Annotated in this window: 22 protein-coding genes; 9 read left to right on the forward strand and 13 right to left on the reverse strand. The window is 70.1% G+C overall.

Translation table 11 applies throughout. The features are described from left to right. Positions 1–9: 9 nt before the first annotated feature. The 5 genes from ABD289_RS17675 to ABD289_RS17695 form a co-directional block, all read right to left on the reverse strand. Positions 10–618: a class I SAM-dependent methyltransferase gene (locus ABD289_RS17675; protein WP_344133564.1), complete on the reverse strand. Its 609-nt coding sequence runs from the start codon at positions 616–618 to the stop codon at positions 10–12. A 16-nt stretch (positions 619–634) separates the two neighbouring features. Further along, positions 635–1,639: an NAD(P)/FAD-dependent oxidoreductase gene (locus tag ABD289_RS17680; RefSeq protein ID WP_344133567.1), complete on the reverse strand. Its 1,005-nt coding sequence runs from the start codon at positions 1,637–1,639 to the stop codon at positions 635–637. Positions 1,640–1,758: 119 nt separating this feature from the next. Further along, positions 1,759–2,052, reverse strand: a complete 294-nt coding sequence (locus ABD289_RS17685; protein ID WP_344133570.1) for an STAS domain-containing protein — start codon at positions 2,050–2,052, stop codon at positions 1,759–1,761. Between the two features lie 514 nt (positions 2,053–2,566). Further along, positions 2,567–2,962 carry a VOC family protein gene (locus ABD289_RS17690; RefSeq protein ID WP_344133573.1) on the reverse strand — a complete coding sequence of 132 codons (396 nt, stop codon included), beginning with the start codon at positions 2,960–2,962 and terminating at the stop codon, positions 2,567–2,569. 113 nt (positions 2,963–3,075) lie between these two features. Then, complete coding sequence (locus ABD289_RS17695; protein ID WP_344133576.1) at positions 3,076–3,558, reverse strand: MarR family winged helix-turn-helix transcriptional regulator; 483 nt, start codon at positions 3,556–3,558, stop codon at positions 3,076–3,078. 74 nt (positions 3,559–3,632) lie between these two features. On the opposite strand from ABD289_RS17695, the gene ABD289_RS17700 reads away from it, so the two are divergent. Together ABD289_RS17700 and ABD289_RS17705 are read left to right on the forward strand one after the other, a co-directional pair. Next, positions 3,633–4,211, forward strand: a complete 579-nt coding sequence (locus ABD289_RS17700; RefSeq protein WP_344133579.1) for a quercetin 2,3-dioxygenase — start codon at positions 3,633–3,635, stop codon at positions 4,209–4,211. After that, entirely contained in the window at positions 4,208–5,065 is an 858-nt protein-coding gene (locus ABD289_RS17705) for an alpha/beta hydrolase fold domain-containing protein (RefSeq protein WP_344133582.1), read from the forward strand. Before ABD289_RS17700 ends, ABD289_RS17705 begins: the two co-directional genes overlap by 4 nt. A 52-nt stretch (positions 5,066–5,117) precedes the next feature. Here the strand turns inward: ABD289_RS17705 and ABD289_RS17710 are convergent, their stop codons facing one another. Continuing rightward, a complete protein-coding gene (locus tag ABD289_RS17710) occupies positions 5,118–5,897 on the reverse strand; it encodes an alpha/beta fold hydrolase (RefSeq protein WP_344133585.1) in 780 nt (259 codons plus the stop codon). A 166-nt stretch (positions 5,898–6,063) separates the two neighbouring features. Here ABD289_RS17710 and ABD289_RS17715 point away from each other — a divergent pair, with 166 nt between their 5' ends. Next, on the forward strand, positions 6,064–6,498 hold the full coding sequence (locus tag ABD289_RS17715; protein WP_344133588.1) for a helix-turn-helix domain-containing protein: 435 nt from the start codon (positions 6,064–6,066) through the stop codon (positions 6,496–6,498). Between the two features lie 30 nt (positions 6,499–6,528). Here the strand turns inward: ABD289_RS17715 and ABD289_RS17720 are convergent, their stop codons facing one another. After that, positions 6,529–7,605: a tartrate dehydrogenase gene (locus ABD289_RS17720; protein WP_344133591.1), complete on the reverse strand. Its 1,077-nt coding sequence runs from the start codon at positions 7,603–7,605 to the stop codon at positions 6,529–6,531. Positions 7,606–7,699: 94 nt separating this feature from the next. Here ABD289_RS17720 and ABD289_RS17725 point away from each other — a divergent pair, with 94 nt between their 5' ends. The 3 genes from ABD289_RS17725 to ABD289_RS17735 all read left to right on the forward strand — a co-directional run bounded on the left by ABD289_RS17725 (position 7,700) and on the right by ABD289_RS17735 (position 10,941). Continuing rightward, a complete protein-coding gene (locus ABD289_RS17725; protein ID WP_344133594.1) occupies positions 7,700–8,194 on the forward strand; it encodes an NUDIX domain-containing protein in 495 nt (164 codons plus the stop codon). Between the two features lie 220 nt (positions 8,195–8,414). After that, on the forward strand, positions 8,415–9,185 hold the full coding sequence (locus ABD289_RS17730) for an NPP1 family protein (RefSeq protein WP_425564712.1): 771 nt from the start codon (positions 8,415–8,417) through the stop codon (positions 9,183–9,185). Positions 9,186–10,482: 1,297 nt separating this feature from the next. Beyond that, positions 10,483–10,941: a hypothetical protein gene (locus ABD289_RS17735; protein ID WP_344133597.1), complete on the forward strand. Its 459-nt coding sequence runs from the start codon at positions 10,483–10,485 to the stop codon at positions 10,939–10,941. Between the two features lie 35 nt (positions 10,942–10,976). Here the strand turns inward: ABD289_RS17735 and ABD289_RS17740 are convergent, their stop codons facing one another. From ABD289_RS17740 to ABD289_RS17750, 3 genes are all read right to left on the reverse strand, one after another. Beyond that, complete coding sequence (locus ABD289_RS17740) at positions 10,977–11,825, reverse strand: SMP-30/gluconolactonase/LRE family protein (RefSeq protein WP_344133600.1); 849 nt, start codon at positions 11,823–11,825, stop codon at positions 10,977–10,979. 95 nt (positions 11,826–11,920) lie between these two features. Then, the gene (locus ABD289_RS17745) at positions 11,921–12,943 is read right to left on the reverse strand and encodes a zinc-dependent alcohol dehydrogenase (RefSeq protein ID WP_344133603.1); all 1,023 of its coding nucleotides are present in this window, start codon (positions 12,941–12,943) and stop codon (positions 11,921–11,923) included. Positions 12,944–13,103: 160 nt separating this feature from the next. Next, positions 13,104–14,069 (reverse strand): iron-siderophore ABC transporter substrate-binding protein, encoded by a 966-nt coding sequence (locus tag ABD289_RS17750; RefSeq protein WP_344133605.1) that lies wholly within the window; start codon positions 14,067–14,069, stop codon positions 13,104–13,106. A 425-nt stretch (positions 14,070–14,494) separates the two neighbouring features. Between ABD289_RS17750 and ABD289_RS17755 the strand changes: the two genes are divergently transcribed. The 3 genes from ABD289_RS17755 (at position 14,495) to ABD289_RS17765 (ending at position 19,196) form a co-directional block, all read left to right on the forward strand. Next, positions 14,495–16,099, forward strand: a complete 1,605-nt coding sequence (locus ABD289_RS17755) for a BCCT family transporter (protein ID WP_344133608.1) — start codon at positions 14,495–14,497, stop codon at positions 16,097–16,099. A 299-nt stretch (positions 16,100–16,398) separates the two neighbouring features. Continuing rightward, positions 16,399–17,610: a cytochrome P450 gene (locus tag ABD289_RS17760; protein WP_344133611.1), complete on the forward strand. Its 1,212-nt coding sequence runs from the start codon at positions 16,399–16,401 to the stop codon at positions 17,608–17,610. Continuing rightward, positions 17,604–19,196: a hypothetical protein gene (locus ABD289_RS17765; protein ID WP_344133614.1), complete on the forward strand. Its 1,593-nt coding sequence runs from the start codon at positions 17,604–17,606 to the stop codon at positions 19,194–19,196. The genes ABD289_RS17760 and ABD289_RS17765 overlap by 7 nt, the downstream gene beginning before the upstream one ends. A gap of 295 nt (positions 19,197–19,491) precedes the next feature. Here ABD289_RS17765 and ABD289_RS17770 read toward each other — a convergent pair whose 3' ends face one another. From ABD289_RS17770 to ABD289_RS17780, 3 genes are read right to left on the reverse strand one after another with little or no spacing between them, the layout of a single operon-like run. Continuing rightward, positions 19,492–19,905: a VOC family protein gene (locus ABD289_RS17770; RefSeq protein ID WP_344133617.1), complete on the reverse strand. Its 414-nt coding sequence runs from the start codon at positions 19,903–19,905 to the stop codon at positions 19,492–19,494. Next, positions 19,902–20,777 carry an AraC family transcriptional regulator gene (locus ABD289_RS17775; RefSeq protein ID WP_344133619.1) on the reverse strand — a complete coding sequence of 292 codons (876 nt, stop codon included), beginning with the start codon at positions 20,775–20,777 and terminating at the stop codon, positions 19,902–19,904. Before ABD289_RS17775 ends, ABD289_RS17770 begins: the two co-directional genes overlap by 4 nt. Positions 20,778–20,814: 37 nt before the next feature. Beyond that, positions 20,815–21,072 (reverse strand): hypothetical protein, encoded by a 258-nt coding sequence (locus ABD289_RS17780; protein WP_344133621.1) that lies wholly within the window; start codon positions 21,070–21,072, stop codon positions 20,815–20,817. Between the last annotated feature and the right edge of the window lie 91 nt (positions 21,073–21,163).

Raw genomic sequence — 21,163 nt, forward strand, 5'->3', positions numbered from 1 at the left:
AGCAGGCCCCTAGCGGAGCCGACGCGCCCGCAGCACGACGTCGTGCACGTGGTGCGCTCCGGGCGGGCCGGGATCGGCTCGTTCCCGAAGCTCGTCGGCCTCGATCCGCCAGTCCTCGCCCAGGAACCGCTTGACGTCCCCGGCCAGGAAGTAGTCGGCCGGATCGAAGCCGTGGTCGGCGGGGACATCGCGCGGATCGTGGCCGACGAACAACAGCACGCCGCCCACCGCGACCGATGCCAGCACGCCCCGCACCTGCGCCTCGCCGTGGGCGCGCTCGAGCGGCAGGTACTGCGCGCTGACCAGGTCGAAGGAGTCCTCTGGCGGGGAGCTCTCGGCGAGGTCGGCGCGCACCCACGCGATCCGCCCGGCCAGCTCGGGCGCCTCCTCGGCGACCACCTCCCGGGCCCGCTCGACCGCCACCCGCGAGATGTCCAGGGCGGTGACCCGCCAGCCGCGCCCGGCCAGCCAGATCGCGTCCGCGCCCTCCCCGCACCCGAGGTCGAGCGCCTGCCCGGGCTCGATGCCCGCGGCCTCGTCCACGAGCACGCCGTTCGCGTTTCCGCTGAAGATCCGCTCCTTCTCCTGGTACCGCGCGTCCCAGATCTCGGCGTCCATCACTTCCCGATCCTCCCTAGAGCCCGTGTCGCCCGTTGCCCATGGCGACCTCGCACGTGCGGTTCTCCGCCACCGCGGAGAACGGTTCCTTCACGGCGCGTTCGGCGTCCTCCTCGACCAGGTCGGCGTTGATCATCGCGCCGGACTCGGCCCCGGACGCGGCGGCGGCGACGACCGTCGCCTTGAGATCGGTCAGGTTCCCGGCCACCCAGACCCCGGGAATCGAGGTCCGCCCACCGGCTTCGGAGGGGATGTGGCTGCCCGCGGGATGCGGGACCGGTTCCAGCCCGAGCCGAGCCGCAGGCTCCGATCGGGCCACCATCCGCGGAGCCACTGCGACGGCGCTCGCCTCGACGAGCCGGCCGCTTCGCAGCCGCACGCCGCGCAACCGGTCGTCGGCGATCTCCAACCGGTCCACCGGTTCGGCGATCACTTGCACGCCCCGCGCCGCGAGCTTGGCCGCCTGCTCGCCGGTCGGGCGATCGATTCCGTCGAGCAGCAGGGTGATGCGGTCGCTCCACTGCCGGAACAGCAGGGCCTGGTGCGGGCTCATCGGACCGGTACCGAGCACGGCGATCGGCTCGTCGCGCACTTCCCAGCCGTGGCAGTACGGGCAGTGCAGCACGTCCCGGCCCCACCGCTCGGCCAGACCGGGCACGTCCGGCAGCTCGTCGGCCAGACCCGTGGCCAGCAACACCCGTCGAGCACGCACCTCCCGGCCGTCATCGAGCCGCAACCGGAAGCGCTCGTCGCCGCGCTCCACCTCGCGCACCTCGGCGTCGAGGACGTGCCCGCCGTACCCGGTGATCTCCCGCCTGCCCTCGGCGAGCAGCTCACCGGGCGGTGTGCCGTCGCGCGAGAAGAACCCGTGCACGTGCGCGGCCGGTGCGTTGCGCGGGCGCCCGCTGTCGATCACGAGCACGGCACGCCGGGAACGCGCCAGCACCAGCGCGGCGTTCAACCCGGCTGCTCCACCTCCGACGACGACCACGTCGTAGTCGGTCAACTGCGATTTCGACATCGCTGACCACCTCCTACGGCCAAGATGCCCGAGGCGGGAAGAAACTGGCAAAGCAATTTGCCAATCCCGCAACGCGCCCGAGTCGGAGGCCGCGAGGCACGATGCGTCCGCAGCGGCCTTCAGGCTCCGACGGCCTCCTCGGCCGAGGGGGCGTAGGTGAACCGCTCCGCGAGCCCCAGCAACCAGAGCAACCGGTCCACCGCCGGACAGGAGACCAGCACCAGGTGCTTGCCCTTGGTCTCCGCGCGATAGGCGGCCTCCAGCAGCACCCGCACCCCGGCGGTGTTCACGAAGGTCACGCCGGAAAGATCGAGGATCACCCTGCGGGCCGTACCGGCGAGCCGCTGACGCATGGGCTCGGTGAGGTAGCGCTCCCCGTCCGCGTCGAGAGCACCCGTCGCCTGCACCACCACCGCGCCACCACCGGGCCGCCGCACCCGAAGTCGTAATCGTCCATCACGCGCCGCTGGGCCGAGCGCGCTGGAAATTCCCGGGTCGGCCATTGAAACCACCCACGTCGCGAGTCGGATTCGGCCGCAACGCGCGGTCGCGAGCACTCCTGCCGCGCGGCACGAAGGCCGGCGGGCCGACCGATCGACCAGGCGCCGCGGTGACCACGGTTGAGGCTCAACCGGGGGTATCGGCCAAGCCTACCGAAGGGCTCCGATTCGCGCCGATTCGCAGGTCAGCGGACCGCAGCGCGGGGCTTTCCGGGCTCTGCGCAGGACCGCCATCGAACACCGCGACGGCGTCCGGACAGCGGCGACGATCCACACGGCAGCCCATCCCGGTGCGGCTGAACCACCGACAGCCGAGACGAATCGCACGCCGCCGCCTCGGTCCGTCCCGATCGACGGACGTCCGCGGAGCGCGGTCATCCACGTGCCCGGCACGAACCGCTCGGCGGGCTCGTCAGCGGCGAGGCGATCACGCCGGTGGCGCGAAGAACTCCAGCGCGATGTTGTCCGGGTCGCGGAACGACACGCCGGAACCGTAGTGGGCGTCGACGATGCCCCCGTGCTGGATGTCGAGCTCGTCGAGATGGGTCACCCAGGACTCCAGCTCCGCGCGGTCGCGGCAGGCGAAGGCCACGTGATCCAAACCGGGGCGGTGCTCGTCGAAGGCGCCCTTCGGGCCGCTCGGGTGGGCGTGCAGCCCGAACAGCTGGCCGCCGTCGAGGGCGAAGACGGTGTGGTGGAACCCGCCGGTCTTCTCCTCCTCGTCGAGCACCGGGTCGGCGCCGAACAGCGCCCGGTACCAGCGGGTGCTGCGCTGGAGATCGGACACGGTGACCGCTACGTGCGCGATCGGAAAACCGGCCATGACTCGCCTCCTGACGCCCGGCGGAGCTGCGCCGGAGCAGCGGGGCCGCACCGGCGCGGGTATCCATCGTGCACGCGCGGACAAGCCTGCGAAAGCCCCGATAGGGTCTCGGGCTAGCGAATGAGCGGCGGTTCGCCCCACGGGCTCCGCAGCGCCTCGCGCAGCGCCTCGAACGCCGCGACCCCGATGCGCTGGGCCAGCTCGTCCTCGATGCGCGCGATGGTGCGCAGCGCGCGCTGATGCACGCGGGCCCCCTCCTCGGTGACCCGCACCAACCGGCTGCGCGCGGAGCCCGGATCGGGGTTCTGCTCCAGCAGGCCCATCTCGATGAGCCCGTGCACCGCCTGGTGGGTCGACTGGCGCGTCGTGCCGATGCGGCGGGCGAGCTCGGAGACCGACGTGCCGTCCTCGTCGAGTGCCGCGAACACTGCCGCCTGCGCGACGGTCACGGACCGCTCCCCCGCCAGCTGCATGCTGTTGAGCAGGGCGTCGTCGAACCAGCGTTTGGCCGCGGCGAGCCGTTGCGGCGTGTTCAGCGTGTGCTCGTCCATCTCTCCCCTGCCCGTGTCGACGACACCCACGATCGCACGAATCACGTCCCGGGTGCTTGCGCCACTCCCCCGATTGTCAGGTACCTTGACAGTATCCGCCAGCTCGTCAGGAGGACGTCATGACCGCCGAGTTCGCCACGCCCCATCGGACGCGCTCGCAGATCCCCGCTTCCCCGGGTAAGCCCTACTTCATCGAGAAGGGCATGGGCGATCGCGCTCATCTCTTCGGCGACCTGTTCACCATCTACGCGGGCGGGGAGCAGACCGAGAACACCTTCAACTTCTTCACCTGCGAGGGGCCGAAAGGCGAGATCATCCCCGCGCACGTGCACCCGGACACCTACGAGGTCTTCTACATCACCGATGGCGCCGTCCGGCTGTTCGTCGAGGACACCGGCGGCGGTCAGCACGAAAAGTTGCTCGGTGAAGGTGACTTCGGCTTCGTGCCGAAGAACTGCCCGCACGCCTACCGGATCGAGCGACACCACAGCCGCGTCGTCGGCGTCGCGGCCGGCCCCGGCGGCACCTTCGAGCGCTTCTTCGAAACCCTCGGCGAACCCACCGATGCGCAGGGTCTGCCGGGCGAACCGGTGGTTCCCGAACCCGGCAAGTTCGGCACCGTCCCGCAGGAGTACGACGTCCGATTCTTACCCGACCACCAGTGGCACACCCCCGGGTCCGGGAGGCTCCCGTCATGACGACGCCACCGGGCATGATCGATCCGCTCACCGAACCGCTTCCCGCGCCCGAACCGGCGGGCACGTCCGGCCGCCTGCTGCGTGCGGCCCCCTACGCGGCGCCCAGCGGTTTCCGGCCGCTGCTGGCCGATCTCCACCTCCCAGCGACGCGGGAACCGGCGCCGGTGGTGCTCTTCGTGCACGGTGGTGGTTGGCGGCTCGGCTCGCGCACGCTTTTCTGCCCCACCTGGTCGGATTGGCTCCCGGGAGCGTTCGATCGGCTGGTGGACGCGGGATTCGCCGTGATCTCCGTCGACTACCGGCTCAGCGCCGAGGCCGTGTTCCCCGCGCAGTTCGAAGACGTCTCGGCCGCCTTGCACTGGATCCGCGCCCGCGCCGCCGACCTGGGGGTCGACGCGGAACGGATCGTGCTGTGGGGTGAGTCGGCGGGTGGCCATCTGGCCGCGTTGTTGGGTCTCGATGCCAGCCGGGCCGATGCCCGCGGCGTCGTCGGTGTGGTGGATTGGTACGGGCCAGCCGACCTCGACGCGCTGCCGTCGCGGGACGACCCGGACTCGCGGGAGGCGCTGCTGCTCGGTGCGCCCGCCACGCACGCTTCCCAGCTCGCCAGTGCGGCGAGCCCGGTTGCGCGGGTGCATTCCGACGCGCCGCCGTTCCATCTCGCCCACGGAACCGCCGACGAGTCGGTACCGCCCTCGCAGAGCGAGCTGCTCGCGAACGCGTTGCGCGAGGCCGGTGTGCCGGTGGATCTGCACCTGATACCGGGTGCCGGACACATGTGGCGCGGCGCCGAGAACGGCGAGGCGATCTTCGCCCGGGCTGTCGAGTTCGCGCGGCGCTGCACTTCCCGGTGACCGCAATGTCCCACTGACCGCAGCACGAAAGGAGCGCTCGGCGAGGAAAGGGCTACTCGTTGAGGAAGGCGGTGACGAGTTTGCTCGCGGTGGCGCGAGCTTCGTGGAAGTAGGCGTGCCGCGCGCCGGGGAACACATGCAGCCGCGCGTTCGGGATCCGCTCGGCCAGCAGATCGGCATTGCGCACCGGGGTGAGCCGGTCGTCATCACCGTGCAGGATCAGCGTCTCGGCTCGAACGCGGGGCAGCTCGTCCCATGCGTCGTGCTCGCTGCTGGCAATGCGGTGCCTGCGCATCGCGTAGGCCGGCATTCGGCGATCACCCAGCACGTTGCGGGGCCCGTCGTGGTCGGCGAGCCATTCCGGGCTGTACATCAGCTCGAGTACGACCTTGGCCAGCGCGTGCGCATCCGGCTGGACGAGCAAGCGCCGCACCTCGTCGTCGCGTTCGATGGCGTTCGCCCCACCGGGCGTGGTGCAGCCCAGCACCAGCTTGCGCACGCGTTCGGGATGGTTGATGGCCAGCCACTGCGCGATGCGCCCGCCCATGGACGTGCCGTAGACGTCGGCGGTTTCGATGCCGAGCTCGTCGAGCACGGCGATGACGTCCTCGGCGAAACCGGGTGTGGAGTAGGGCTTGTCGGGCTTTCCGCTGTCGCCGGTGCCGCGGTAGTCGACGGTGATCGTCCGGTGCGTTGCTCGGAAGTCGTAGCGCACCTCGTCCCACCACCGATGACTGTTGGCCTGACCGGCCAGCAGCACCAGCGGCAACCCGTCACCTTCGACCTGGTAGGCCAGCGAGGTTCCGTCGGGTGCCAGCGCCCGTCCCTGCATGGGTTCCCCACTCCATCGACCGCTCTTCACGGTGCGAGGCCACCCTATCCGCTCGCACCCGGAGCGTTCTCCCCCGCGCACGCCGCCCGCAGCACCTGCGCGAGGGCGAGCCGACCCGCCATGCTGACGACGCTTCATTCCCTTTCATGCCGTATGATGAACGCTAATGCAGGACGATATGTACTCAGTCGAGCAGGTGGCGGCACTGCTCGGGCTCCACGTGCGGACAGTGCGCAGCTACATCCGGTCGGGCCAGCTCAACGCGGTCCGGATCGGCAAGCAGTACCGCATCTCGCGTTCCGACCTGGAGCAGCTCACCGGCACCCAGCAGTCCCGCACGACGACCTCGGTCGAGGTTTCCAGCATCGTGCAGATCGACGGCGTGGACCGGACGGCCGCCGACCGGCTGAGCACCCTCGCCCTCGCCAGCGTCACCGCCGGCCAGACCGTCCGCATCCAGAGCGCCTACGACGAGACCCAGGACCGGCTCAAGCTGATCGTGCTCGGCCCGCCCGCCGAAACCGCAGAGGTCCTGCAACTGCTCGACTCGGTGCTCAACGGGCAGAACGCGCTGCTCACGACCGATCGAGCCGACGGCTGACCGATCTCGCCGAGCGCGAGACGCCGTCGCTCACAGGTTGCCGATGATCGAATCCACCACCTGCTCGGTGCGCGCATCTCCACCCACGTCCGGCGTCACGACGCCGGCGCCGGTCGTGGCGTCGATCGCCGCGCGCACCCGGTCGGCCTCGCCGTGATGGCCGAAGTGGTCGAGCATCAGCGCGGCACTGCCGATGGCTCCGATCGGGTTTGCCAGACCCTTGCCCGCGATGTCCGGTGCGGAACCGTGGACCGGTTCGAACATGGAGGGGAACCGGCGGTCCGGGTTGAGGTTCGCGCTGGCCGCCAGGCCGAGGCTCCCGGACAGGGCGGAGCCGAGATCGGAGAGGATGTCGGCGTGCAGGTTGGAGGCCACCACCACCGATAGGTCCTCCGGCTGCAGGACGAACTTCGCCGACATCGCGTCGACGAGGACGCTGTCGGTCTCCACATCGGGGTGGCCGGCGGCGACGCGCTCGAACACCTCGTCCCAGAGCACCATCCCGTGCTGCTGCGCGTTGCTCTTGGTCACCGACGACACCTTCTTGCGGTCCCGGGTGCGCGCCAGGTCGAACGCGAAGCGCACGACGCGCTCGCAGCCCGTCTCGGTGAACAGCGAGGTCTGCAACGCGACCTCGTTGCCCGGCCCGCGGCCGGACAGGTTGCGCCCACCGAGGCCTGCGTATTCGCCCTCGCTGTTCTCCCGCACCACGATCCAGTCCAGCGGGGTGTCATCGGCTTTGCGCAGCGGCGAGGTCACGCCGGGATGAAAGCGCACCGGTCGGATGTTGGCCCACTGATCGAAGTTCTGGCAGATCCGCAGCCGCAACCCCCACAGGCTGATGTGGTCGGGCACGCTCGGCCAGCCGACCGCCCCGAAGTAGATCGCGTCGAAGTCCTGGAGCTGTTCCAGGCCGTCCTCGGCCATCATCAGCCCGGTCTTGTCGTAGTACCCGCAACCCCACGGGAACTCGGTCCACTCAAAGGAGAACCGGCCACCGGAATCTGCCGCGAGCGCATCCAGCACGGCACGTCCCGCGGCAACGACCTCGGTGCCGACCCCGTCGGCGGGAATCGCGGCGATCCTGTGCACCCGGCCATCCGACATCGGTTCACTCCCCTGCGCACGACATCAACGCCCCGAGTCAACGACGTGGAACGGGCCGCGTCAAACCGGTCCGGCCGCAACGACCCGGCCGGCGGTGATCGACCGGGACGCCACCGGGGAGCGGCCGTCGGTGGTCGACGCCAGACTGGTCAGCGTGCATCCCGAACTCGCCAAGCTGGTAGCGCGCGATCTCGCCGAAGGCGTGCACCAGCAGATCGTGCGCGCGGTCGTCACCCGGCAGGACCGCGTCCTGCTGCTGCGCAGGCCCGCCGGAGGAGCTCGTGGTGGCGAGTGGGAGTTTCCCGGCGGCAAGGTCGAGGCTGGCGACGCCGATCTGCTGCAGGCGTTGCGACGCGAGGTCCGCGAGGAGACGGGTCTGCGGATCGCCGAGGTCACCGCCTATCTCGCCGCGCACGACTACACCACGCGAGACGGCCTGCTCGCGCGACAGCACACCTGGAGCGTCACCGCGACCGGCGATCGGGTGCGGCTCACCGAGCACGACGCCTACGTGTGGGCGAGCACTACCGCCGACGAGCTCACCCCGCTCGACCGGATGATGATCTCGCTGCGCGGCGACCTGAGCTGACCGCGCCGTTCCCGCCCGCACCGACCAGCTCGCTCGCGGGGTGAACGCGCCGCATCGCCCGCGCGGTTTTCCGGCGCAATCGGTGAAACTGGGAAATACCCGAGCGCTCATCGTTGGCATTCAGGGGTACCGAATTCGTTCAGTTCGATTTTTCCTGGCAACGAGCAGGAATCGATACCGTTCGGTTCCGTCCGCACCCGAGCCGGGAGGAATGCCAACCATGCCCACTATGGACAGCCGCATCCGGGGCTTCACGGCCGCTCTGGCGGGCGCCGGGGCCCTGATGCTCGCGCTGCCGCCCGTCGCCTTCGCCGATCCGCCGTCCGCGCTGCCGGAGAGCGCCACCGCCGCGGATGCCAAGTGGCAGCCCGCCTTCGACTACGACGGCGATGGTTGCTACCCCACGCCCGCCATCGGTTCGGACGGCACCCTGGCCCCCGGCCTGGATCTCGGCGGCGCGGTCAACGGCAACTGCCACGATCAGTCCGACCTCGACAACACCAATTCCTACTCGCGCTCGAAGTGCAACAACGGTTGGTGCGCCTACATCTACGACCTCTACTTTGAGAAGGATCAGGCCGTCGCGGGCAGCGGTCTGGGCGGCCACCGCCACGACATCGAGCACGTGATCGTGTGGGTGGAGGGCGACCAGGCCAGGTACGTCTCCACCTCGGCGCACGGCGACTACTCGACCTACCCCAGCGATGAGGTGCAGTGGGAGGGGACCCACCCGAAGATCATCTACCACAAGGACGGGATCGGCACCCACGCGTTCCGGCTCGCGGGCGCCGGGGAGCAGGCCGAGAACCACTACGGGCAGTACCAGTACCCGGCGCTGATCAGCTGGGACAACTGGCCGGACCAGGGACTGCGGGACAAGCTGACCGCCGCGGACTTCGGCAGCGCCAGTCTGTCCATCAAGGACAGCGCGTTCAACGGCAACCTGGAGAGCGGTAAGCCGGAGGGAATCCCGTTCGATCCGCACGCCTGAGCGGCTGATCGAGTGATCGACCGGTCGGCCTCGACGCCCCGGGAGTCCAGGATGCGGCGATAGCCGTGTGCGGGTGGGGTGTGGGACTCAGCCGCAACCCCACCGGTTCTCGGACGTCGTCGGCGAGGACAGCCGCAGCGCCGCGCAGGTCGCGGATCCCGCAGGCCGACGGTCTCCGAGGTTCCGCCACCGGCACCGGCACGCAAGTTTCAAACTGAAACATCTCCTAGGGGGTCGAGGCCGATTCGACTCCGAGTTCCCCGGGGTGCTCCGAGCGGGGATGTTGATCCGGTACTGGGCCGTCTTCCGGAGGTCGTCGCCGCTGCGGGACGCGGGCGAACATCCTCGCCAGTTCGGCGGTCGCCCAAGCCGACAGTCGGTCGGCGCCCGACACGATCACGCACGTGCGGTCCTTGCCCAGCTCCGGGGGCCCACAGCTCCAGCCAGGCGTCCATGTCCTGCGGCCCGGGCGGGCGGGTCCTGAACAGTCGCTCACGGCGCAGTTCCAGGCGGGCCAGCGAGACCAGGGCCGTCTTGCCGGTGCCCTGCTCGCCCACGATCACCGCGGCCAGGCCGCGCGTGAAAGCCGACCTCGCCTCCGCGAAGGCGTTGCGCCAACCGGGTGTCAGCACGATGCCCCGGGCGCGTGAAGCTGGTCGGCGCAGACCCCGGAACACCTCGCCGCGCGGCATCGGCTGCGGGTGCGACCACCGCCCTGGCCGGCATCAGCGCCGACGTGTTGCCCGCGGCGACGGGACGGCGCCGACAGCAGCTCGGAGGCGGACTCCGACCGGTCGTGAGGTTGACACCGCCGACGACGCCGCCCCCAGGGATCCAGCACCGGGCGGCGGCGGTGTAGCCGCGCAGTCCCGCGCAGAAGTGCTCGATGCCGCGCGCGAGCGGGAGAGACCGGTCCGCCAGCACCAGTCCCACCCGTTGATGCCCGCGTTCTGCTCGGCGAAGTAGCAGCCCGGAGCCAGGCGCACGCGGTCCAGCGAGCGGTTGATCGCGGCGTCCCCGAACACGCGGGCGCTCCTGCGGCGCAGGGCCGCGGTCGGCCTGGCCTCGGCAACGCACCCGAGGCACCGGTGCTGGTCGACGAGCACGGCGAGCCGAGCACCCAGGCGCAGGTCTCGGTGCGGTTTCGCTTCGCCCGCGCCATCCGCGTCTCCGCGGAGGGCGACTCGCACTTCTGCCGAGGGCCGCTGCGCACCCGCCACCCCGAACCCACCACCGACGAGCGCGAACAGGAGCACGTGCCACGAGAGCAGTCCAGGTCGTCGGCTGCCACGAGCCGATGCGGCAGACCGAGGTCCCGGCGCCGGAACCGACCGGCCCGTACGACGTGCTGGTCGAGATCGGCCTCGTCAGTGCGGGCGGTGCGACCAGCGACGGGGTGCGGATGCTGCGGCGCGGGCGACTACCGCGTGGTCGGCTACGGCGAGAACATCAACGTGCCAACCATCGACATCATCTCGAGCGAGATCAATTCCATCCGGAACCTGGTCGGTTTTTTGCGAAACCGATGGCGCTGGCCGACCGAGGCGCGGTGCGGCTGCACACAAGCAAGTACCCGCTGGAACGTTTCCAGGACGCCATCGACGATCTGAAGCGGGTCGAACCCGCGGGCGATTCTCACGCCGTGAATCCGCGCGGAGGCGATGGATTTCGCGGAATTCGGATCGTCCGGGCGGTGCCGAATTCCCGCGGGATCCCGCTCGGCGAAGCGCGCACCCGGTTGCCCACGACGGAGTGAAACGAGCCCCGGGTGCGGCGAGAATTGCGGCGGATTCAGCCGTCGTAGGCCCGGATCGGCAAGCCCCGCGCCCCCGTTGTCGCGCGGAATACCGAACCGGCCTGAGGGTATTCGTTCCGGTCGGTTTCGATCTGCGAGGTGGTGATGTGGAGCTCGTCCAGATCGGGACCGCCGAACGCGCAGGCCGTCACGCGCGGCGCCGGAACCTCGATGACATCGGTGAGCTCACCGTCCGGGGCGTAGCGCCGCACCGCGCCCCCGCCCCAAAGCGCCACCCAGACACCGCCTTCGGTGTCGAGGCACAGGCCGTCCGGCGATCCGGCGGCCGGGTCGATCTCGGCGAACGGGCGGCGGTTCCGCAGCCGCCCGCCCGCGTAGTCGAAGACATCGATGCGCTGCGTGGGCGTGTCCACGTAGTAGGCCCGCGTTCCGTCGGGGCTCCAGTTGAGGCCGTTGGAGATGGTGATGCCGTCCAGGACCCGCTCCACGCGGCCGGTCGGGTCCAGGCGGAAGAGCGAGCCCGCTCCCGGGAGTTCGTCGTAGGACATCGAACCGCAGTAGAAGCTGCCGTCCGGGGCCACCGACCCCTCGTTGAACCGCAGCTTCGCGTCGGCGAAGACCTCCGGCAGCACTTCGAGCTCGCCCAACGAGTCGTCGGCGAACGCGAAGCCGCGCTCCAGCGCCAGCACCGCACCGCCCGAACTCCGGGGACGCACGACCGCCGCGACCGCGCCGACGTGGCTGCGGCGCACCTCCCCGCTGGCCGAGTCGAGGGTCAGCACGTCCCCGGCGAGCATGTCGACCCAGCGCAGACCCGGCCAGCCGGCGAACCACACCGGGCCTTCGCCGTGGTGCGCGATGGGGCCGGTCACCTGCTCGAGCATGCGAACCTCCGTTTGGCGCTCGTCGTTGATCCGGTAGAGGCGCAGCGGCCGCGAGCAGAAGCAGGCCGGCCCTCGAGGCGTCCGCGGACGCCCTCTCAGGGATGCAGCAACACCTTGCCGGTCGGCACCCGGGGATCCGCGAGGACGTCCAGGGCGCGCTCCGCATCCTCCAACGGGTACTCGTGCGTGATCAACGGTTCCGGGTCCAGCAACCCCGCGGAGAACGCGCGGACCGCGTGCGACCAGGCCTTCGACGAAGCGCCGAAAACGGTGTGCACCGTGATCGCCGCGGCCACCAGGTCCGCGGGCGGCAGCGGCTCGGCGTCCTCGTGCGCCATGCCGGTCAGCACCACCCGGCCGCCGCGCCGGGTGAGCGCGACCGCCAGCCGGCCCGTGCCGGAGGCGCCCGCGGCTTCGACGACCACGTCGAAGCCGCCCGAAACCCGATCCGGTGTGGTGAACGCGCCCGCGCCGCACCGCTTCGCCGGTTCGGCGCGTTCCTCGCGCGGATCCACGACCGTCACCTTGGCCCCGGCGGCGGTCAGGAACTGCACGACGAGCAGGCCCAGCGTCCCGCCGCCGACGACCGCGGCCGTCTCGCCGGGCTGCACCGCGGCCTTGAGGCCTGCCGCGGCCATGCAGGAGGCGGGTTCCAGCAGCGCTGCGGCGCGCAGGTCCGCGGTGTCGTGCAGAACGTGCAGCAGGCGAGCGGGCAGCAGCAGGTGGTCGGACCACGCGCCGGGCCGGGTGAAGCCGGTCTCGTCGTAGTCGTCGGTGCACAGCGTGGTGTCGCCGTCCAAGCACGGCTGGCAGCGCCCGCAGTACCGGAAGCCCTCTCCCACGGCCTTCCGGCCGACCAGCCCGGGATCCACGTCGGGACCGACCGAGCGCACGGTTCCCGACCACTCGTGCCCCGGAACCACCGGGTACCGCGCGAATTCGGCGGGCCGCGTACCGGCGTGCAGCTCCAGGTCAGAACCGCAGATGCCCGACCAGGCGACGTCGACCAGGGCCTCTCCCGCGGCCGGCGAGGCAGGTGAGGTCGGCACCACGCGAAGTTGACCTGGCTCGTCGAGCTGGATCGCGCGCGACATGGGCAGCCTTTCATCCGGGAACACTCGTACGAGCATGGTCACCGCGAACACGAGCTGTCGAGAGGTTTCACCCATCGCCGAAACGCGACACCCCCGCTGCCCCGGATTCCGGAGCTGCGGGGGTGATCCGGCTCATCGCCCGCACTGCTCTGCGCACGAGCCAGGCGTCAGCGGACGGTTCGCATCACTTGGCCAGGGCCTCGGCGATCTGCGGCGAGACCGAGTCGACCGCGTGCATCATTCCGTGCGCGGTGCCCGCCGAGAACGCCTGCGAAAGCTGCTTGGTCAGCACGACCGAGCGGCCGGCCTCGACCGCGGGAACCGAGCGGAACAGCCGGTCGTCCTCGATGGCCCGCGCGTTGATCCCGATCGGGAACATCATCGTCAGGTCCGCGTCGAACAGGTCCATTCGCTCCGGCGAGACGTTGATGAAGAACTTCTCGCCCGCCTGTTCGCGCAGCTTCGGGGAGTTCTCGAAGCCCAGCCGCCGCATGAACTCGACGCGCTGGTCGCCGCCGACGTAGGCGCCGTAGCCCTGCGACATCTTCGCGCCGATGGCCACCGTCTTGCCCGCGAACTCGGGGTGCGCGGCCTTGGCCTCGGCGAACTTGTTCTCCACGTCCCGGCGCAGCTCCTCCGCCTCGGCGGTCTTGCCCAGCGCCTTGCCGATCACGTCGAGCTGCTGGTCCCAGGTGGTGGTGTAGGACTCGGCGCCCTTCGGGATGCTCACCACCGGCACGCCCAGCCGGGAGAGCAGGTCGTAGCGGTCCTTCTCACCGCTGGCGCGGGTGTCCAGGATCAGGTCCGGCTTGAGCGCCGCGACCTTCTCCATGCTGACCTCCATGGTCCCCAGCATCACCGGAGGCGTGGTGTAGCGCTTGTCCTTCGGCAGCCAGGACGGCACGCCGTCGCCGCCGACCGGCAGCCAGTCCGAGGCGCCCACCGGCTGCACGCCGAGCGCCAGCGCCGTCTCGGCGTCGCCCCAGCCCAGGGCCACCACCCGCTGCGGTCGTTCGGGGATGGTCACGTCCCCGAACGCGGTGTTGATCGTCGCCGGGAACGCCCCGTCGGACGAGGCGTCCCCGGGGTTCCGCTGCTCGGGCTGCGAAGCCCCGCAACCGGTCAGAGCGAGTCCCAACAGGACCGTCATGAGCACACTCAACGTCCGCGACCAGCGCATTCCACACACCTCAAAGCGTTAGTAAAGTGCGCCTAACCTAACCAACGCCGCCAGTGCGGGAACACCCACCCCGGACTACCGATGTCACACCGCCGAGTTACTGAGCGCAAACGAGCGCAGTCGTCGTTTACCTGGGATGATTAATTCACCACGCAGGGGTCATCCAACCTGGGAGACAACAGTTCCACTTGGGCGCGAGGTGCCCTCTGCCACGGAGGTCAGGTATCGAACGTATATCGGATTCGCCTAATCAAGGCCCGAAAGGATCCAACCGCGACTAGTCTTTCCGACCGCTTCCAAAATGGACGCGGCGCGACGACGGGCCGCTGGTGCAAACCGTCGAGTTAGGTGATCACGTGATCAAGAACTATCTGAGAGAGCATACGAATCCGCCGGTGTTCATCACCTCCGGGATCGTTGCTGTGGCCTTCGTGCTCTGGGGGGTGATCGCACCCGGACCGATGTCGACGGTCGCCTCCAAGGTGAACAGCTTCATCACGACGAACTTCGGCTGGTTCTACATCATCAGCGCCAGCTTCTTCCTGCTGTTCGTCGTGGTGTTGATGTTCACCCGGTGGGGTTCGGTGCGGCTCGGCCCGGACGACTCGAAGCCGGAGTACTCCAACCAGGCGTGGTTCGCGATGCTGTTCACCGCCGGCATGGGCATCGGCCTGGTGTACTACGCGGTCAGCGAGCCGGTGACGCACTACCTGGAGCCGCCGACCGGTCAGGGCGGCACCCCCCAGGCCGGCACTGAGGCCATGAATCTGACCTTCTACCACTGGGGCCTGCACCCGTGGGCCATCTACATCGTGCTGGGTCTCGCGCTGGGCTACTTCGCCTTCCGCAAGGGCCTGCCGATGCGTCCGGCCTCCGCGCTGTACCCGCTGCTCGGTGACCGCATCTACGGCTGGGTCGGCCACGTCGTCGACGTGCTGGCCGTGTTCGGCACGCTGTTCGGTCTGGCCACCTCGCTGGGCCTCGGCGGTCAGCAGGTCGGCGCGGGCCTGGAGACCCTGTTCGGCGTCTCCAACACCCCGACGCTGCAGATGCTGCTCATCCTGGGCATCACCGCGATCGCGGTCGTGTCGGTCATGCTCGGCATCGACAAGGGCATCCGGAACCTGTCGCTGATCAACCTGTGGCTGGCCTTCGCCCTGATGCTGTTCGTGTTCTTCTTCGGTCCTTCCGTCGACCTGTTGAACTCGCTGGCCAGCAACGTCGGCCACTACATCCAGCAGCTGCCGCAGACCAGCTTCGAGACCTACCCGAACGACCCGGACGCCCGCGAGTGGCAGGCTTCCTGGACGCTGTTCTACTGGGGTTGGTGGATCTCCTGGTCCCCCTTCGTCGGTATGTTCATCGCCCGGATCTCCTACGGCCGCACCATCCGGTCGTTCATCATGGGCGCGCTGTTCGCCCCGGTCGGCGCCTCGTTCGTGTGGCTGTCCATCTTCGGCAACTCCGCGCTGGGCCTGCTGAGCACCAACCCGAACAACCCGCTGGCCGAGGCGAGCTCGGACACGGCGATGTTCTCGCTGTTCAACCAGCTCCCGGTGCACGGCATCGCGACCATTCTGGCCTCGGTGCTGGCGATCGTGGTCGTGGTGCTGTTCTTCGCCACGTCCTCGGACTCCGGTTCACTGGTGGTCGACATCCTGACCAACGGCGGTGACCCGAACCCGAGGTGGCAGCAGCGGCTGTTCTGGGCCGTGCTGGAGGGCGTCATCGCGGCGGTGCTGCTGGGCGCCAGCGCGGCCAGCGGCGAGGACGCGCTGTCGGCGCTGCAGACGGCGGCGATCGTGACCGGCCTGCCGTTCTGCGTGGTGCTGCTGGTGATCTGCTTCAGCTTCACCAAGGCGCTGGTGTCGGAGCGCGTGACCGTCGACGTGGGCCCCGGCCCGCAGACGAAGCTGCGCCAGGCGGCCGCCAAGCGGACGCCCGAGGCCAAGCACCGTTCCGAGGGATCCTCGGAATCCTCGGAATCCTCCGAGTCCTGATCCAGGGCTGAACGAAAAGCGGGGCACCGGACCTGGTCCGGTGCCCCGCTTTTCGTTCCGGTGACCGCAGGGCACCGGGAAAGCACAAGGCCCTGGCTGCCTGTGTCAATCAGCCAGGGCCTTGTACGCCGACGACGGATCGGCGAGCTAGAGCCTATGAAGGTCTTGCCGCGATAGCAATATTTCGCGGCGGGAATTTGTCCGCTTCGCGAATCGCGTACGTCACCCCGGTTCCAGACCGCAGGCGTGCACGCGTAATATTTAAGTCACTTGACTGACTTAAGTGCGAGGAGCGCCCCGTGGCCCACCACAGCAGCGAAGTGCCCACCGACGCGATCGACAGGCAACGCACCGAATTCGGCCCGGCACCCGCGGTCGCTGGCGTGCGCGAAGGTGCGGGCATCGTGCGGGTCCCGACGCCGTTCGGCCCGTCCGCGTGGTTGCTGACCCGGCACCAGGACGTGCGCGAGCTGCTCGCCGACACCGAGAGCTTCGTCAACGGATGGCGACCGCAGGACCTCACCGACGGCCCGGAGCGCGATCCGCGGCAGCTCTCGGGCGATCGCAGCGGCAACCTGCTCTCGCTGGATCCACCGGAGCACAACCGGCTGCGCAGGATGCTCACCCGCGAGTTCACCGTGCGGCGGATGCGGCGCCTGGAGCCGCGCGTGGCCGAGATCGTCGAGCAGCACCTCGACGCCATGGCCGAGCACGGCCCGCCCGCCGATCTGGTGGCGCAGTACGCCCTCCCCATCCCCTCGCTGGTGATCTGCGAGCTGCTCGGCGTGCCCACGGCCGATCAGGGCGAGTTCCAGGAGCGCACCCGCCGCCAGCTGGACACCACCCTTCCGGAGCAGGACAAGGCCGAGCTCGGCCGCGAAATGCTCGCCTACATGACCGGCCTGGTCGAGCGCGCACGACGCGAACCGGGCGAGGACCTCATCGGCATGCTCATCCGCGAGCACTCCGACGAGCTCACCGACGCCGAGATCATCGGCATCGCCAACCTGCTGCTCGTCGCCGGGCACGAGACCACCTCGAACATGCTCGGTCTGGGAACCCTCGCGCTGCTCCGGCACCCGGACCAGCTGGCGATCGTGCGCGACGAGCCGGAGAAGGTGCCCGGCGCCGTCGAGGAGCTGATGCGCTGGCTGAGCGTGGTCAACAGCGGCTCGCCCCGGATGGCGGTGCGCGATGTCGAGTTCGGCGGCGCCACGATCCGGCGCGGTGATCTGGTGACGTTCGACCTGCCCGCGGCGAACCGCGATCCGGGACTGCTCGACGACCCCGAGCGCTTCGACGTGACCCGCCCCCAGTCCCCGCACCTGGGCTTCGGGCACGGCATCCACCACTGCCTGGGCGCGCCGCTGGCCCGGATGGAGATGCGCATCGCGTTCCCCGCGCTGCTGCGGCGCTTCCCCGATCTGCGCTCGGCCGTCCCGTTCGAAGAGGTCGCCTTCGCGAGCACCAAGGCGATCTACGGTCTCGAGGAGTTGCCGGTCACGTGGTGAGGTTTCCGGAGTTCGGCACGCCGACCAGCGTCCGCTGGCGGTTCGAGCGGCTCAACCGGCCGAGTCCGCTGCGGGGTTCCAACGGCGTCGTCTTCGGCCCGGACGGGCTGCTCTACGTCGCGCAGTTCCTCGCCGGGCAGATCAGCGCGGTCGACATCACCACGGGGCGGGTCGAGGTGGTGGTGCCACCCACCGGACCGGCGCGGGCACCCGACGACCTCGCCTTCGGCGCCGACGGTTCGATGTACGTCGCCGACATCACGCCGAGCAGGGTGTGGCGGCGCTCGCCCGACGGTGAGTTCTCCCTGCTGTCCGAGGAAGTTCGCGCGCCCAACGGCATCACCTGCGTCGGCGACCGGCTGTTCGTCAACGAGATGTTCCCGCGCGGACGGGTTCTGGAGCTGCCTCCCGACCGTGCTCCGGTCGTGCTGGCCGAAGGGCTGGCGCTGGGCAACGCGATGCAGCGGGGTCCGGACGGGCTGCTGTACTACCCGCACATGATCACCGGACAGGTCTGGCGGGTCGGGCTCGACGGCGGCGACGCCGAGCAGGTCGCCGCGGAAGTGCACGAGCCGGTCGCGGTCCGCTTCGACCGCGAGGGCGTGCTGCACGTGCTCTCCCGCGGCGAGGAGGGCATCGTGACCCGCATCGACCCCGACACCGGGCGTCGCGAGGTGACCCGCACCGGTGTCGCGGGGATGGACAACGCGGCGTTCGACCGGGAGAACCGGATGCTGGTGTCCAGCTTCGCCAGCGGTGGCATCACGGCGATCGAGGCGAAGCGCGCGCGAGCCGTCGTGGGACGCGGTCTCAACGGCCCCTACGGCGTGGCCGCCGACGAACGCGGCCGGGTCTACGCCGCCGACCACTTCCGCCTGGCCTTCGACGAGCTGTCCACCGATGGCCTGCTGCAACAGCGGGTCGGCGGCTCCTGCCACGACCTCGCGGTCACCGAGGGCGCCGTGCACGTGACTTCCACGCAGGGCGAGGTGCGCACCTTCGACCCGGCGACGGGCTCCGTGCGCACGCGTGCGAGCGAGCTGTCCGAACCGCTCGGCGTAGCGGTCCTCGGCGACGCTCTGGTGGTCGCCGAGTCCGGATCCGGCCGGGTGCTGCGCATCGACGCCGGCGACGAGCGGTCGGTGCTGGCCGAGCTCGTCCGGCCGGTCGGTGTGGCCACCGACGCGCAGCAGCGGTGCTACGTCACCGACGAGGGCCGCGGCGTCGTCGTCGAGGTGACCGAGAACGGCGTCGAGACCATTGTGGACGAACTCGACCGGCCGCAGGGCGTGGTCGTGGTCGATCACGAGCTCTTCGTCCTCGAGGTGGGTGCTCGGCGACTCCTGTCGGTGTCGCCGAGCACCCGCGCGAGCCGGGTCGAGGCCGAGAACCTCGCCGTCGGAACACCTCCGGGCATCGAGCGGGAAAATCCACCCCCGTCGACCTTCCCGCCCTCCCGGCCGCGCGCCTTCGCCGGTCTGGCGGCAACCCCCGAGGGCGATCTGCTGCTGTCGGCGAGCGGAGAGGGCACGGTGCAGCGCCTCTCCACCGCCGCGCAGCGCGCGCCGAGGGCTCAACGCCCGTGAGCCCACCGTTGACGTGGTAGGTGGCGCCGGTGAACACCCCGCCGCCCCGTTCGGCAGAGACCGCGGAGAGGTTGGCGATCCGGCCGAAGCCGCGATCGACCACGCCCGGCGCCACGCCTTTGGTGACCGGGTAGCTACCGCGCACGTTGACCTCGAAAACGCGCAGCGCGGAGCGTGCCCGGCGGGACGAGGGCTCGGCTGCCTCCGGCCCTGGTGGTAGCCCGCCAGGGCCGGGGGCTCCGGCTCCGTGCTCCGCGGACCGCCCGCGCCGATGCCGGAGCCCCCGAGCTCCCGATCAAGTGCCCGGTCGTGGTTCGCCGCGGTAGTAGCCGAAGGACCAGAGGTTGCCCTCCGGATCGCGGATGACGAACTCGCGGTTGCCGTAGTCCTGGTCGGCGATGTCCTGCACGATGTCCACACCGGCGTCCCGCACGCGGCGGTAGAGCGCATCCGGGTCATCGGTGACCACGTACATTCCTGCGGTGCCCGGTTTCCGCGACCAGTCCCGATCCGGGTCGTAGGAACCGAGCATGACCCCGCCGCCTTCCGGCCAGTCGAGCTGGGCGTGCGCGACGGTGTCACCGGCGGTGTGGGCGGCGGTCTTGACGAACCCCACCTTGTTCACCAGGAAATCGATCAATCCGAGCGCGTCCTCGGCCTGGAGGGTGGCCCACACCGTCGGTGCGGGCCTGTTGTTCGAGGTAGTCATGCCTGGAAGTCTTCCGCGCGCTGTCCCGCACCCGCTTGGATATTTCGGAGCTCCGCACCGATCCAGCGACGCGGGCTCTCACCGGCGTACTGCTGGAAGTCCCGGACCAGGTGCGAGTGGTCGTAGTAACCGCAGGCCTGGGCCGTGCGCGAGAGGTCCGGCCGGTCTCCCTCGCGCACGGCCAGGGCGATGCGCTGCCGGGCGTGCTCGAAGCGCATCAGCCTCGAGGCCGCCTTCGGCGACAGCCCGAACTCGGCCTTGAACACCGCGGAGAGCTGACGTTCGCCGAGGTGGACGTGCTCGGCCAGCGCGGCCATCGAGCCGGTGCCGCGGTGCCGGGCGATCCACTTCCACGCCTCGGTCACCTCGGGCCGAGGTTCCCGCCTCACCTCCGTCATGCCGTCGCGCAGGAAACCGGCCAGCACCTCGAAGCGTTCGGCCCAGCCGGCGGATTCCCCGAGACGCTCCCACAGCCGCTCGACGCCCGCACCGAGGACATCGCGCGCGTCGACGGCCCGTTCGCTCAGTTCCCCGGCGGGGACGCCGAAGAGCCTGCGCAGCGCCAGCGGGCGCACGGCCAGCTGGATGCCGCTCTGCAGCTGCGGCTGCGCGATGAACACGGGCCGGGTGTGCAGGCCACCGAGCACCAGGTGGGTGGTGTGCGCGTCCCGGCCGAAGGCCTCCTCCGGGGTGAAACCGGAGATGACGGGTTCGTCGAAGGTCAGCACCAGCGTCAACGCCGGCGATGGCAGTCCCCGGTGCAGCACGGGATGATCGAGCCTCGAGGTGTAGCCCACCGCCGAGACCACGACCTCGGGCAACAGCCGTCCGCCTTCGACGAACCGCCAATCGGCCACATCCGGTTCGACCACGTCGCCCATTGTGCGCGCGTCACCGACGACCGGCCGGTCAGTCGGTCTCCGGGAGTTCCTCGGCGAGCCGCTCGTCGAGGGTTTCGCCCTCGCGCTGCTCCCGCGGCGTCGGCCGCTCCTCGGCGGTCGTGGACCAGCCCTCCGGCGGTTCCACGCCACGCTCCAGCGGGTCGGTGCCGAGTTCGTCCTCGTCCAGGCCCTCCGCCGACTGCAGGTTGGCCGGGTCCTCCGGAGCGTCCGGATCGGGCTCGGTCTCGTTCGGCGCGGGTGTCGAAGCGTCCAGCGGATCCGACATCGTTGACCTCCTACGCGGACGTTCCGAGTCGCTGCGCGACGGTGTCGAGGAGTTCGTTCCAGGACTTCTCGAACTTGGCGACGCCTTCGCT

This window comes from Saccharopolyspora halophila (genome assembly GCF_039531955.1).
Taxonomy (GTDB): Bacteria; Actinomycetota; Actinomycetes; order Mycobacteriales; family Pseudonocardiaceae; genus Saccharopolyspora; species Saccharopolyspora halophila.

Bases quoted from the DNA above. Each gene is read 5' to 3' on its own strand.
- ABD289_RS17675 (WP_344133564.1), bottom strand. From the start codon at position 618: ATGGACGCCGAGATCTGGGACGCGCGGTACCAGGAGAAGGAGCGGATC.
- ABD289_RS17680 (WP_344133567.1), bottom strand. From the start codon at position 1,639: ATGTCGAAATCGCAGTTGACCGACTACGACGTGGTCGTCGTCGGAGGT.
- ABD289_RS17690 (WP_344133573.1), bottom strand. From the start codon at position 2,962: ATGGCCGGTTTTCCGATCGCGCACGTAGCGGTCACCGTGTCCGATCTC.
- ABD289_RS17700 (WP_344133579.1), top strand. From the start codon at position 3,633: ATGACCGCCGAGTTCGCCACGCCCCATCGGACGCGCTCGCAGATCCCC.
- ABD289_RS17705 (WP_344133582.1), top strand. From the start codon at position 4,208: ATGACGACGCCACCGGGCATGATCGATCCGCTCACCGAACCGCTTCCC.
- ABD289_RS17710 (WP_344133585.1), bottom strand. From the start codon at position 5,897: ATGCAGGGACGGGCGCTGGCACCCGACGGAACCTCGCTGGCCTACCAG.
- ABD289_RS17715 (WP_344133588.1), top strand. From the start codon at position 6,064: ATGCAGGACGATATGTACTCAGTCGAGCAGGTGGCGGCACTGCTCGGG.
- ABD289_RS17720 (WP_344133591.1), bottom strand. From the start codon at position 7,605: ATGTCGGATGGCCGGGTGCACAGGATCGCCGCGATTCCCGCCGACGGG.
- ABD289_RS17730 (WP_425564712.1), top strand. From the start codon at position 8,415: ATGCCCACTATGGACAGCCGCATCCGGGGCTTCACGGCCGCTCTGGCG.
- ABD289_RS17735 (WP_344133597.1), top strand. From the start codon at position 10,483: ATGCGGCAGACCGAGGTCCCGGCGCCGGAACCGACCGGCCCGTACGAC.
- ABD289_RS17740 (WP_344133600.1), bottom strand. From the start codon at position 11,825: ATGCTCGAGCAGGTGACCGGCCCCATCGCGCACCACGGCGAAGGCCCG.
- ABD289_RS17750 (WP_344133605.1), bottom strand. From the start codon at position 14,069: ATGACGGTCCTGTTGGGACTCGCTCTGACCGGTTGCGGGGCTTCGCAG.
- ABD289_RS17770 (WP_344133617.1), bottom strand. From the start codon at position 19,905: ATGACTACCTCGAACAACAGGCCCGCACCGACGGTGTGGGCCACCCTC.
- ABD289_RS17780 (WP_344133621.1), bottom strand. From the start codon at position 21,072: ATGTCGGATCCGCTGGACGCTTCGACACCCGCGCCGAACGAGACCGAG.